Source organism: Microbacterium sp. KHB019 (genome assembly GCF_037285405.1).
GTDB lineage: Bacteria > Actinomycetota > Actinomycetes > Actinomycetales > Microbacteriaceae > Microbacterium.
In genome coordinates this window covers 443,807-456,854 of the sequence record NZ_JBBDHF010000001.1, presented here as the reverse complement: position 1 = coordinate 456,854, position 13,048 = coordinate 443,807, and the positions used below count along the sequence as shown (strand labels likewise).

Here is a 13,048-nt window from a genome sequence, read left to right as displayed (position 1 = left end):
GGAAACTGTCAAAGCTCAGGATCGAGCATATCCAGACGCACCGAGAGCGGGATCCGATTGCTCTGGCCCCGTCCACGACGACGCCCTGTCGCTTCGGCGACGACGGATGCTCTGAGCCTGGTGGTGACGGCGGGGCCGGCGGCGTACTCGAAGCGGACGAGAGCGCGCACCCGGCCCTCGTCGGTCTCGATCGGCACCGGTCCGAGGACGGCGTCCGCCGGCAGGGGCAGATCGCGAAGCGCAGCGAGTGCTCTGGACACCGACGGCGGCAGCCCCTCGACGAGCGCGACACGCGTCGCAGGCGGCAGATGCAGTGGTTCCCGGCTCTCGAGCTCGCTTCGTGCGTACGCGGCCTGCGTCCACGTCGCGAGTGCTCGGCCGACCGGACCGTCGACCCCGACCAGGTGGATCGGCGCCCCAGGAGCTGCGAGGGCTGCGGCATTCGACCACCAGCGCAGGCACGACTCCGCGATGCGGAGGTCAGGAGCCTGCAGCATCCGTGGACCGTCGAGAAGCAGCACGGCGCGGTACCCGCCATCGGCGAGCGGCTCGGCTCCCCTGGTGGCGACCACCAGAGCCGGTCTCGCAGGCACCGACTCGACGGGGTGCGCGCTGTCTGCGACGATCACGCGCACGCCGGGGAAGGCGCGACCGAGTTCGTCGGCCGTTCGCTCGCTCCCGGAGGACGCAAGGCGGAGCTGGGTCGAGGAGCAGGACGGGCAGTGCCAGGCGCGGGCCGAACGGCCGCACCAGCCGCAGACCGGCACAGCACCGCGGTGCGAAGCTCCGAGCGGACCGCCGCAGTGGGCGCAACGAGCGGGGGCACGGCAGTCGGCGCACACCAGCGTCGGCGAGAACCCGGGGCGCGCGACCTGCACGAGTACGGGGCCTTCCTCGCTGGCCTTCCGTGCGGCGGCGTAGGCGGTGGAATGCACGCGCTGCGCCGGCTGCTCCATCTCCTGCGGACTGCTCAGCACGACACGGGGTGTGACGCGGCGCTCCGCACGAACTTCGGTCAGCCACCCGCGCTGCACGAGACGCTCGACATCACTCGTGCGCGTGTGACCGGCGAACAGCAGCGCAGACCCCTCCTGCTCCTGACGGACGAGCATCGCGTCTCTGGTGTGCACGTACGGCGCCAGCGGTTCGCTGTACAGCGGGTCTCCGTCGTCCCAGATGGCGATGAGACCGGCCTCCACCGGGGCGTACACGGACGAGCGGTTGCCGACGACCACGCACGGAGCGTCTTCGATGGTCCGCAGGAACCCCCGGTAGCGCTCTGGATTGGTCTGCCGGGCGTCGTGGCGCACGATCGCCTCGGCCGGCACGAACGTCTCGAGCGTCGTGAGCAGCCGATCGAGGTCGCGGTGATCGGGCAGCGCGATGATGACGGAGGAGCCGGATGCGAGCATCCGCGTCGCCGAGGCCGCCAGCAGCTGCGTCCACGGCAGCATCCCATCACGGACCCCTGGGACGGCCTCGACAGCGCCTCGCCCGCGTTCGTCGAGCAGACCGGCGAGTCCGGAGTACTCGCCGAGGACGGCCTCCGCCCTCGCGATCGCCTCGTCGGACGGCGCGACGGCCGCGGCGTCCGCTTTCCATGCCTTCTCGACGCGGACCTGACGTTTCGGAATCGCGAGTCGAAGGATGTCGGACGCCGACCCCGCCGCACGATCGGCCACGCGGCGCGCGAGGCGGTAGAGCCGCTCCGGCAGAACGGGCACGAGGGAGGTCACGCTGTCGACGGTCGACAGGGCGCGCTCGGAATCGTCCTCCTCCGCCACCTCTACGACAAAGGCGTCGACCAGCCGCCCGGCCGTGCGCAGCGGCACCCGCACGCGGGCGCCGACCGGAACGTCGCCGAACTCCTCGAGGAGGACGTAGTCGAACAGGCGGTCGAGCTGCGGCAGTGGCGAGTCCAGCAGCACGCGCGCGATGCGCCGGCTCAACGCCGGGCTCCGCGCCTGCGCATCACAGCCCTGCGGCGCGGCGCAGCTCGTCGGCTCGGTCGGTCCGCTCCCACGTGAACTCCGGCAGCTCGCGCCCGAAGTGGCCGTATGCCGCCGTTCGGCGGTAGATCGGACGCAGCAGATCGAGCTGCTCGATGATCGCCTGCGGCCGCAGGTCGAAGACCTCGCGGATCGCGTTCGTGATCACCTCGTCGGACACCTTGCCGGTGCCGAACGTCTCGACGTAGAGGCCGACGGGGCGGGCGACGCCGATCGCGTACGCGACCTGCACCTCGAGCCGATCTGCGAGACCGGCGGCGACGGCGTTCTTCGCGACCCAGCGCATGGCGTACGCGCCCGAGCGGTCGACCTTGGACGGATCCTTGCCGCTGAACGCCCCGCCGCCGTGACGGGCAGCGCCGCCGTAGGTGTCGATGATGATCTTGCGGCCGGTGAGTCCGGCATCCCCCTTAGGGCCGCCGGTGACGAACGGCCCGGCGGGGTTGATGAAGTAGCGGTCGCTCGACGGCATCTCGAGCCCGGTACCCTCGAGAACCGGATCGATGACCAGACGGCGCACCTGATCCTTGAGCTCATCCTGCGAGACGTCGGGGTGATGCTGCGTCGAGAGCACGACCGCATCGATCGTCTTCGGCGTGAAGCCCTCGTAGCCGAGCGTGACCTGCGTCTTGCCGTCCGGACGCAGGAAGTCGAGCTCTCCGGAGCGGCGCACCTCGGTGAGTCGCTCCGCGATGCGATGAGCCGTGTGCCCTGCCATCGGCATGAGCTCGGGAGTCTCGACGGTCGCGAACCCGAACATGATGCCCTGGTCGCCGGCGCCGAGGCCGTCGAGCGCATCACTGGAGGTGCCGTCGCGGTGCTCCTGGGCGAGGTCGACGCCGTGGGCGATGTCGCTGGACTGCTCCCCCACTGAGACGCTCACGCCGCACGAGTCGCCGTCGAATCCGGTGTCGCTGGAGGTGTAGCCGATCCCGTTGACGACCTCGCGGACGATGGTGGGGATGTCGACGTACGCCTCGGTGCGGATCTCGCCGGCGACGTGCACCAGACCGGTGGTGACCAGGGTCTCCACCGCGACACGGGATGCCGGATCCTTGGCGATCAGGCCGTCGAGGATGCTGTCCGAGATCTGGTCGCAGATCTTGTCCGGATGGCCCTCGGTGACGGATTCAGACGTGAAAAGGCGCAGCGCGCTCATCGAGGAGGCCGCCGTCACTCAGCGTGGCGAAGGCGGAGCTTGTCCTCGTTGATCTCGTGCAGCGCGATGGTCAGCGGCTTGTCCTCGACGGACGAGTCGACCAGCGGTCCGACGTTGTCGAACAGGTTGCCCTCGTGAAGGTCGGCGTAGTAGTCGTTGATCTGGCGCGCGCGCTTGGACGCGTAGATGACCAATTCGTACTTGGACTCGACGCGGTCGAGCAGGTTGTCGATGGGCGGGTCGATGATGCCCTTGGTGTGGTGTCCGGCCATGGTGGGACCTCCAGATCAGGCGACGGGTTCGTCGCGAAGTCGAATCGGCGGGCGCGCGAAAGCGTTCAGCGCGCTGGAGCCTCAGACAATTCTACGACCTCGCGCGCTGCTGCGGCGACGTCCTCGTTCACAATGCGGTAATCGAACTCTCCCTGAGCGGCAAGTTCCACCTTCGCGGTGCGCAGCCGACGGGTGCGTTCCTCCTCGTTCTCGGTGCCTCGGCCGACCAGCCGCTGGACGAGTTCGTCCCACGATGGAGGCAGCAGGAAGATGAGCGTGGCCGACGGCTCCGCCGCCCTGACCTGACGGGCGCCCTGCAGGTCGATCTCGAGGAGAACCGTCTTGCCCTCGCTGAGAGCGGCATCGATGGGCGCGCGCGGAGTGCCGTATCGGGATCTGTTGTGCACGACCGCGTGCTCGAGGAGTTCGCCGTCCGCGATGAGACGATCGAACTCGGCGTCGTCGACGAAGAAGTAGTGCACGCCGTCGATCTCACCGGGGCGCGGCGCGCGGGTGGTTGCCGAGACCGACAGATGGATCTCCGGATGATTCTCACGGATGTGCGCGGCGACAGTCCCCTTGCCGACCGCGGTCGGGCCGGCAAGCACGAGCAGGCGGCTGCGCCCGGCGCGGGGCTCCGAAACCGGGAACCGCTCGTCGAGCCAGTGCGTGAGGCTCGCACGCTGGCGCACGCCGAGGCCGCCGAGCCGCTTCACGGGTGAGATGTCGAGGTCGAGGAGGATACGGTCCCGCTTGCCGACGCCGATCGCCGGGAGCGCGAGCAGGAAGTCGGTGATCCGCATCGATCCGGCCACGGAGTCGGCGTCCGCGAAGGCCTGAGCCGCGACGGTCTGCGGGGTCACGACGCGCATGCTCAGGTCGCGCTTGAGCGACGCACGCGCCTGACGGCGTTCCACCGCGCGGCGGGCCGCCGCCGCACGATCGACTTCGGGAACGGTTCGCTCAGCCATCGAGAGCCTTCCGGTAGTCGGCGATGCGAGCGTCGATCGCCGAGACGAGGCCGTCGGGGCCGGCCGAGAGGATGCTCCGGCTCTCCGAGGCGATCACCATCGGGGAGGAGACGCCGAAGCGCGCGTGCAGGTCCGCAGGACCTGCACCCTGAACCCCGAATCCGGGTGCGAGGATCGGGGCGGATGGCGCGAACGGCGCGAGCCCGGCATCCGTCCAGTCGACGGTCGCTCCGATGACGAAGCCGAGACTCCCCCACCTGCCGGCGTCCGTGTGCTGGGCGTTGCGCGTGCTCACCTGGGCGATGATCTCCGCCGACACCGTCTGCGACGCCGCGGTCTCGGCGCGCTGCACGTCTGCGGCTTCCGGATTGCTCGTCGCGGCGAGGACGAAGACGCCCTTGCCGTGCTCATGCGCCAATTCGAACGTGCTCTCGAGCGTTCCGACGCCGAGGTAGGGGTTCACAGTGATGGCGTCCGCCTCGAGCGGCGCCCCCGGAGTCAGCCACGCCGTCGCGTACGCGTCCATCGTGGTGCCGATGTCGCCGCGCTTGGCGTCGGCGATCACGATGAGCCCGGCATCCCTGGCCGCCGAGAGGACGTCCTCGAGAGCCGCGAACCCGGCGGATCCGAACCGTTCGAAGAACGACACCTGCGGCTTGACGACCCCGACGCGGCCGGCCGCGGCATCCACCGTCCGCAGACCGAACTCGCGCGCCCCGCCCGCCGAGGTCCCCAGCCCCCAGGCCGTCAGGAGCTCGGCGTGCGGATCGATGCCGACGCAGAGCGGGCCTCGTGTGGCCAGAGCTGCACGGACCCTCTCTCCGAAGCCGTCTGCGCTCACAGTGCCGCCTGACGGTCGAGTGCGTACTCCTGGAGGCTCTTGACGTCGAAGCCCTCGTCGGCGGCGTCCATACCGCTCACGGCGGCGCCGAGCACGGCGATCGTGGTGAACAGCGCCTTGTCGGCAGCGACGGCGGCCGCACGGATCTCGTATCCGTCGGCACGCGCCGCACCACCGGACGGCGTGTTCACGACGATGTCGATCGCGCCGTCGTTGATGAGGTCGACGATGTTCTGCGCGCCGCTGTCCTGTGTCTCGCTGTACTTGGCCACGACCTGAACAGTGATGCCGTTGCGCGAGAGGATCTCGGCAGTGCCCTCTGTCGCGACCAGTGTGAAGCCGAGCTGCTGCAGACGGTGCGCCGGCAGGATCACGGCGCGCTTGTCGGCGTCGGCCACGGAGATGAACACGGTGCCGGAGGTCGGCATCCCGCCGTAGGCCGCGGCCTGACTCTTCGCGAACGCGGTCGGGAAGTCCTTGTCGATGCCCATGACCTCGCCGGTCGACCGCATCTCCGGGCCGAGTACGGAGTCGACGATCTTCCCGTCCTTGGTGCGGAACCGCTTGAAGGGCAGGACCGCCTCCTTCACAGACACCGGGGCGTCCATCGGTACGCGGGATCCGTCGGCAGCCGGCAGCAGCCCTTCGGCCTTCAGCTCGGCGATCGTGGCACCGGCCATGATGCGGCTGGCGGCCTTGGCCATCGGAATGCCGAGCGCCTTCGACACGAACGGGACGGTGCGGCTCGCACGCGGGTTCGCCTCGATGACGTAGAGCACACCGGCGCTGATCGCGAACTGCACGTTCAGCAGACCGCGCACGCCCACGCCCTCGGCGATCGCGAGGGTCGCGTCGCGGACGCGATCGACGTCACTGCGGCCGAGTGAGATGGGCGGCAGGGTGCAGCTCGAGTCGCCGGAGTGGATCCCGGCCTCCTCGAGGTGCTCCATGACGCCGCCGATGTACAGCTCGTGGCCGTCGTACAGCGCGTCGACGTCGAGCTCGATGGCGTCGTCGAGGAAGCGGTCGACGAGCAGCGGCGTGCCGGGTCCGACGATGACCTCTCCGGCTGTGCGCACGAAGTAGTCGCGCAGGCTCGGGGTGTCGTAGACGATCTCCATGCCGCGGCCGCCGAGCACGAAGCTGGGGCGGACGAGCACCGGGTAGCCGATGTCCTCCGCGATCGCGACGGCGCCGTCGACGCCTGTGGCCGTGCCGTGGCGCGGTGCGACGAGATCGGCCTGGGCGAGCAGCTGCGAGAACAGCTCGCGCTCCTCGGCGATGTCGATGGCGGCGGGGCTAGTGCCGAGCACCGTGTAGCCCGCAGCCTCGATGCCCTTGGCCAGCCCGAGCGGCGTCTGGCCGCCGAGCTGGCAGACGACGCCGAGGATGGTGCCGCTGGCGGCTTCGGCATCGAGCACCTCGAGCACGTCCTCGAGCGTGAGCGGCTCGAAGTACAGCCGGTCGGAGGTGTCGTAGTCGGTGGACACCGTCTCGGGGTTGCAGTTGACCATGACAGTCTCGTACCCGGCATCCGACAGGGCGAACGACGCATGCACGCACGAGTAGTCGAACTCGACGCCCTGGCCGATGCGGTTGGGGCCGGACCCGATGATGACCACCTTGGTGCGCTCGGACGGTGCCACCTCGGTCTCGAAGTCGTAGCTCGAGTAGTGGTAGGGGGTCAGAGCCGGGAACTCCCCCGCGCAGGTGTCGACCGTCTTGTACACGGGACGGATGCCGAGCCCATGGCGCACACCCCGGACTTCGGCCTCGCTGATGCCTCGGATCTCAGCCAGCTGAGCGTCGGAGAAGCCGTGCTCCTTCGCGTAACGGATCACGTCGGCGTCGAACTCCCCCGCGGTGCGGACGGTCTCGGCGACCTCGTTGATCAGCACGATCTGGTCGAGGAACCAGGGATCGATGGCCGTGGCGTCGAACGCTTGCTCGATCGTCGCACCCTTGCGCAGCGCCTGCTGCAGGACGACGATCCGCCCGTCGGTCGGAGTCTTCGAGATCTCGAGCAGCTCCTCCACCGAGCGGGTCTCCTCGCCCCAGTGGAAGCTCGAGCCGCGCTTCTCGAGCGAGCGGAGCGCCTTCTGCAGCGCCGTGGCGTAGTTGCGTCCGATCGCCATGGCCTCGCCGACCGACTTCATGGTCGTCGTCAGGGTGGCGTCGGCCGCAGGGAACTTCTCGAACGCGAAGCGGGGCACCTTCACGACCACGTAGTCGAGCGTGGGCTCGAAGCTCGCGGGCGTCACGCCGGTGATGTCGTTCGGGATCTCGTCGAGCCGGTAGCCCAGCGCGAGCTTGGCTGCGAGCTTCGCGATCGGGAAGCCGGTCGCCTTGGAGGCCAGCGCGGACGAACGCGAGACACGCGGGTTCATCTCGATGACGATGATGCGCCCGTTCTCGGGGTTCACCGCGAACTGGATGTTGCAGCCTCCGGTGTCGACGCCCACCGCTCGGATGATGTCGATGCCGATGTCGCGGAGCCTCTGGTACTCGCGGTCGGTGAGCGTCAGAGCCGGGGCCACCGTGATCGAGTCGCCGGTGTGCACGCCGACGGGGTCGACGTTCTCGATCGAGCAGACGACGACGGTGTTGTCGGCCGTGTCGCGCATGAGCTCGAGCTCGTACTCCTTCCACCCGAGGATCGACTCCTCGAGCAGCACCTCGGTGGTGGGCGAATCGTGCAGCCCGGCACCGCCGATGCGGCGGAGATCCGCTTCATCGTAAGCGAACCCGGAGCCGAGCCCGCCCATCGTGAAGCTGGGGCGCACGACGAGCGGATAACCGAGCTTCTCGGCGCCGGCGATGAGCTCGTCCATGGTGTGGCAGATGACGGATGCTGCGACATCCGCGCCCGCCTCGAGGACCAGTTCCTTGAAGATCTGACGGTCCTCCCCCTTGTTGATCGCCTCGAAGTTCGCGCCGATCAGCTCGATGTCGTACTTCTCGAGGATCCCGTGGTTGTGGAGCTCGATCGCGGCGTTCAGCGCCGTCTGACCGCCGAGCGTCGGGAGGATCGCATCCGGGCGCTCCTTGGCGATGATCGTCTCGATGACCTGCCAGGTGATCGGCTCGATGTACGTCGCGTCGGCGAAGTCGGGGTCGGTCATGATGGTGGCCGGGTTGGAGTTGACGAGGATGACCCGGACGCCCTCCTCGCGCAGCACACGGCACGCCTGGGTTCCCGAGTAGTCGAACTCGCAGGCCTGACCGATGACGATCGGGCCGGACCCGATGACGAGGACGGAGTTGATGTCGTCGCGCTTCGGCATTACTTGGCGTCCTTCTGCGTGGAGATGACCAGTTCTGCGAACCGGTCGAAGAGGTAGTTGGCGTCGTGCGGGCCCGCGGCGGCCTCGGGGTGGTACTGCACCGAGAACGCCGGGATGTCGAGGGCGCGCAGTCCCTCGACCACGTTGTCGTTGAGGCCCACGTGGCTGACCTCGACCTTGCCGTAGCCGTTCGGGCTGTCGAACGTGCCCTCCAGGGGTGCGTCGACGGCGAAGCCGTGGTTGTGGGCGGTGATCTCGACCTTGCCGGTGGACTTGTCGAGCACGGGCTGGTTGATGCCGCGATGGCCGAACGGCAGCTTGTAGGTTCCGAGCCCCAGCGCGCGGCCGAGGAGCTGGTTGCCGAAGCAGATGCCGAAGAACGGCAGACCCTCGTCGAGCACGGAGCGGAGCAGTTCGACGTGATCGCCGGATGCTGCGGGGTCGCCTGGTCCGTTGGAGTAGAAGACCGCCACCGGGTCGATGGCGCGGATCTCGTCGATCGTGGCGTTCTGCGGCAGCACGTGGACCTCGAACCCGCGAGCGGCGAGGTTGTCGATCGTGGCCTGCTTGACTCCGAGGTCGAGCACGGCGAGGTTGCCGATGCGCTCGCCGAGGGCCGTCGTCACCGTGGTCACCTCGACCGACACCTGGGCGGAGAGGTTCTGACCGCTCATCTCCGGCGCCTGCTGCACCAGACGCAGCTGCTCCTCGGCGTCGATCGCAGCGTCTGCGCCCGAGAAGATCCCGCCGCGCATGGAACCGGCGGAGCGGATGTGGCGGGTGATGGAACGGGTGTCGATGCCGCTGATGCCCACGATGCCGTCGCGCACGAGCGTCTCATCGAGTGAGGCGTTCGCGCGCCAGTTCGACACGACGCGCGAGGGGTCGCGCACGATGTAGCCGGCGACCCAGATCCGGCGGGACTCGGTGTCCTCGTCGTTCATGCCGGTGTTGCCGATGTGCGGCGCGGTCTGCAGGACGATCTGCCCTGCGTAGGACGGGTCGGTCAGGGTCTCCTGGTATCCGGACATGCCGGTGGCGAAGACGACCTCGCCGAGCGTGGTGCCCACGGCACCGTATGCGCGGCCGCGGTGGCGCGTGCCGTCTTCCAGCACGAGGACGGCTGGTGCCGGCATCTGGCCCGCGGAAGTGGTTGAGCTTGTCAAGACGCTGCTCCTTTGTCGCCTGCGGGGATGAGCCGCTGAAGTTCAGAGATGAGGGTTTCGGGTGTTCCGCCCGTTGGGCGCAGGTAGGAGTCGACGATGGTGTCGGCATCCACGTTCCAGGACAGGCGGACGAGACCGCCGGGTTCGACGACCCGGTCGATCGTGACGGTGGCGCGGTCGACGCCGGCGAGCTTGTCCTTCGACAGGAACACCGTCGGCGCCCCGTCGAGGCACAGCGCCGCGCCCCGATCGGTCACGGCGAGCTCACCACGCGCCCGGTACGCGAGCGGCGTGATCGCCAGACGCTCCAATGGCTCATCGTGTCGAGTGGTCGACACGTAGAGCACCGCGTGGCGGCTGAGCACCTCGGCGTGCTCCGGAACGCCCAGCGGGGCGCTGGATACGGAGTCGCGTCGGAGTCGTCGTCGCCAGGCGAACGCCATCGCGAGCAGCACGAGGACGGCGACGCCGATCGTGATGGCCACGGCGAGATCCCGCATGCTCACGAGTTCAACTCCTCTACGACGGTTCCGGATGCCACGGTGACCGTGCCGCCGTGGATGGTCCACTCCACGCGACCGGGGAGCTCGCGGCCCAGGTACGGCGAGTTCTCGCTGCGGCCGCGCAGGTCGTTCGTCGTGAACGTGCCGGTGATGTTCGGGTCGTACAACGTGATCTGCGCCGGCTGTCCGACCTCGAGAGGTGTGCCGTGGCCGTCGAGCATGCCGATGCGAGCAGGGGCTGTGCTCATGACGCGCGCGACATCCGCCCACTCGAGGAGCCCCGTCTGCACCATCGACTGGTGCACGACGCGCAGCGCGCTCTCCAGCCCCACCATGCCGTTGGCCGCAGCCTGCCACTCGCAGGCCTTGCTCTCGCTCGGGTGCGGGGCGTGGTCGGTCGCGACGATGTCGATCGTGCCGTCGGCGAGCCCCTCGCGCACCGCGAGGACGTCCTCCTCACGGCGAAGCGGGGGATTGACCTTGTAGCGCGCGTCGTAACCGCGGACGAGTTCGTCCGTCAGCAGCAGGTGGTGCGGGGTGACCTCGGCGGTCACGTCGACCCCGCGCTTCTTGGCCCAGCGGATGATGTCGACCGAACCGGCAGTGGAGAGGTGACACACGTGCAGCCGTGATCCGACATGCTCGGCGAGGAGCACATCCCTGGCGATGATCGACTCCTCGGCGACCGCGGGCCAGCCGGCGAGTCCGAGTTCGGCGGAGACGACGCCCTCGTTCATCTGGGCGCCCTCCGTCAGACGAGGGTCCTGCGCGTGCTGTGCGATGACGCCGCCGAACGCCTTCACGTATTCCAGGGCGCGACGCATGATCAGCGGGTCGAACACGCAGAAGCCGTCGTCGCTGAAGACGCGCACCTTCGCTCGCGAGTTCGCCATCGCGCCGAGTTCGGCGAGGCGCTCGCCCTTCTGACCGACGGTGACGGCGCCGATCGGCTGCACCGTGGCGTAGCCAGCGGCCTCACCGAGGGCGAGCTCCTGTTCGACGACGCCGGCTGAGTCGGCGACCGGCGAGGTGTTGGGCATCGCGAAGACGGCGGTGAAGCCGCCAGCAGCCGCCGCTCTGGTCCCGGTGAGGATCGTCTCGGATGCTTCGTAGCCCGGCTCCCGCAGGTGCGTGTGCAGATCGACGAGACCGGGGAGCGCGACGAGGCCGTCCGCGTCGATGACGCGGGCTCCCGCGCTGCGCACACCGGAACCGATCTCGGCGATCACACCGTCCTTGACGAGGATGTCGGCGCCGTCTGCTCCCAGCATCCGCGCTCCGACGATCACGAGGGTCTCGGTCACAGGTCTCTCCCTCGTTCGTCGTGTCGTTCGCCTGCGAGCAGCAGATACAGTACGGCCATCCGAACCGACACTCCGTTCGTCACCTGCTCGAGCACTGTCGAGCGCGGCGAATCCGCGGCAGCGGAGGAGATCTCCAAGCCGCGATTCATCGGTCCGGGGTGCATCACAATGCTATCGCTCGGCAGGGACGCCGCGCGCACGGCGTCGAGCCCCCAGGTACGGGAATACTCCCGCTCACTCGGGAAATACGCGGCCCCCATGCGCTCGAGCTGGATGCGCAGCATCATGACGGCGTCCGGTCCTTCGGCCAGAGCCTCATCGAGGTCGTAGGCGACTCGCACCGGCCACTGCGAGACGTTCTGCGGGACGAGCGTCGGGGGTGCCACCAGGGTGACCTCGGCCCCGAGCGCGGTGAGCAGCCAGACGTTCGATCGGGCAACGCGCGAGTGCAGCACGTCGCCGACGATGACGACGCGGATACCGGCGAGGTCGCGGCTTCGACTGTCGGCGCCGAAGCGGCGCTTGCGGATCGTGAACGCATCCAGCAGCGCCTGCGTCGGGTGCTCGTGCGTGCCGTCGCCGGCGTTGACGACCCCGGCAGAGATCCAGCCGCTGGTGGCGAGAGTGCGGGGAGCGCCCGATGCCGAGTGCCGGATGACGACGGCATCGGCGCCCATGGCCTGGAGGGTCTGCGCGGTGTCCTTCAGGCTCTCGCCCTTCGAGACGCTGGAGCCCTTGGCCGCGAAGTTGATGACATCGGCGGACAGACGCTTGGCCGCAGCCTCGAAAGATATGCGGGTGCGGGTGGAGTCCTCGAAGAAGAGGTTGACGACGGTCTTGCCGCGCAGGGTCGGAAGCTTCTTGACCTCGCGGGACTGCGTGTCGGACATGTCCTCTGCGACGTCGAGGATCCGCAGCGCGGTCTCGCGGTCGAGCGTGTGGGTGTCGAGAAGGTGCCTCATGCGCCGATCGTCACCTCATCCACGCCGTCGTTCTCGCTCAGGCGCACGTTGACGCGCTCGGTGCGCGCTGACGGGATGTTCTTGCCGACGAAGTCGGGGCGGATCGGCAGCTCGCGGTGTCCGCGGTCGACGAGGATCGCGAGGCGCACGATCGAGGGACGCCCGATCGACTGGATCGCGTCGAGGGCAGCGCGGATGCTTCGACCGGAGAACAGCACATCGTCGACGAGCACGACCGTCTTGCCGTCGATGCCGCCGGCGGGGATCTCGGTGGGCTGCGGCGAACGAGTCGGATGCTTGGCGAGATCGTCGCGGAAGAGCGTGACATCGAGCGAGCCGATCGGAACCTCGGTGTCGGCGATCGAGGCGATCAGTGCCCCCAGTCGCTCGGCGAGGGCGACGCCGCGGGTGGGGATACCCAGCAGCACGAGACCTGCCGCACCCTTGTTGGATTCGAGGATCTCATGGGCGATGCGGGTCAGTGCCCGCGAGATATCGGCCTGTTGCAGCACGGTGCGTGCGCTCATCAGCCGCTCCCTTCTCCGCCTCTCTGGACGGGGTTAAAGGTTGCTTGCGG

At 68.8% G+C, this 13,048-nt stretch carries 11 protein-coding genes; all 11 read right to left on the bottom strand.

Annotated features, from left to right (window positions below; translation table 11 throughout):
• Positions 1-8 precede the first annotated feature (8 nt).
• Complete coding sequence (locus KHB019_RS02250) at positions 9-1,949, bottom strand: primosomal protein N' (protein ID WP_325470650.1); 1,941 nt, start codon at positions 1,947-1,949, stop codon at positions 9-11.
• A gap of 22 nt (positions 1,950-1,971) precedes the next feature.
• Positions 1,972-3,168 carry a methionine adenosyltransferase gene (gene metK, locus KHB019_RS02245; RefSeq protein WP_230103219.1) on the bottom strand — a complete coding sequence of 399 codons (1,197 nt, stop codon included), beginning with the start codon at positions 3,166-3,168 and terminating at the stop codon, positions 1,972-1,974.
• Positions 3,169-3,182: 14 nt separating this feature from the next.
• Complete coding sequence (gene rpoZ, locus KHB019_RS02240; RefSeq protein WP_033107065.1) at positions 3,183-3,440, bottom strand: DNA-directed RNA polymerase subunit omega; 258 nt, start codon at positions 3,438-3,440, stop codon at positions 3,183-3,185.
• A 65-nt stretch (positions 3,441-3,505) separates the two neighbouring features.
• Complete coding sequence (gmk, locus tag KHB019_RS02235) at positions 3,506-4,411, bottom strand: guanylate kinase (protein ID WP_337458004.1); 906 nt, start codon at positions 4,409-4,411, stop codon at positions 3,506-3,508.
• Positions 4,404-5,252 (bottom strand): orotidine-5'-phosphate decarboxylase, encoded by an 849-nt coding sequence (pyrF, locus tag KHB019_RS02230; RefSeq protein ID WP_337458003.1) that lies wholly within the window; start codon positions 5,250-5,252, stop codon positions 4,404-4,406. The genes gmk and pyrF overlap by 8 nt, the downstream gene beginning before the upstream one ends.
• The gene (gene carB / locus KHB019_RS02225) at positions 5,249-8,536 is read right to left on the bottom strand and encodes a carbamoyl-phosphate synthase large subunit (RefSeq protein ID WP_337458002.1); all 3,288 of its coding nucleotides are present in this window, start codon (positions 8,534-8,536) and stop codon (positions 5,249-5,251) included. Before carB ends, pyrF begins: the two co-directional genes overlap by 4 nt.
• Positions 8,536-9,672 carry a glutamine-hydrolyzing carbamoyl-phosphate synthase small subunit gene (gene carA, locus KHB019_RS02220; RefSeq protein WP_325470704.1) on the bottom strand — a complete coding sequence of 379 codons (1,137 nt, stop codon included), beginning with the start codon at positions 9,670-9,672 and terminating at the stop codon, positions 8,536-8,538. Before carA ends, carB begins: the two co-directional genes overlap by 1 nt.
• Positions 9,673-9,698: 26 nt before the next feature.
• A complete protein-coding gene (locus KHB019_RS02215; protein ID WP_337458390.1) occupies positions 9,699-10,202 on the bottom strand; it encodes a PH-like domain-containing protein in 504 nt (167 codons plus the stop codon).
• 2 nt (positions 10,203-10,204) lie between these two features.
• Complete coding sequence (locus KHB019_RS02210) at positions 10,205-11,476, bottom strand: dihydroorotase (RefSeq protein WP_414684004.1); 1,272 nt, start codon at positions 11,474-11,476, stop codon at positions 10,205-10,207.
• Between the two features lie 29 nt (positions 11,477-11,505).
• Complete coding sequence (locus KHB019_RS02205) at positions 11,506-12,471, bottom strand: aspartate carbamoyltransferase catalytic subunit (RefSeq protein WP_325470654.1); 966 nt, start codon at positions 12,469-12,471, stop codon at positions 11,506-11,508.
• Positions 12,468-12,998, bottom strand: coding sequence for a bifunctional pyr operon transcriptional regulator/uracil phosphoribosyltransferase PyrR (gene pyrR, locus KHB019_RS02200; RefSeq protein ID WP_230103213.1), 531 nt, complete (start codon positions 12,996-12,998; stop codon positions 12,468-12,470). The genes KHB019_RS02205 and pyrR overlap by 4 nt, the downstream gene beginning before the upstream one ends.
• Between the last annotated feature and the right edge of the window lie 50 nt (positions 12,999-13,048).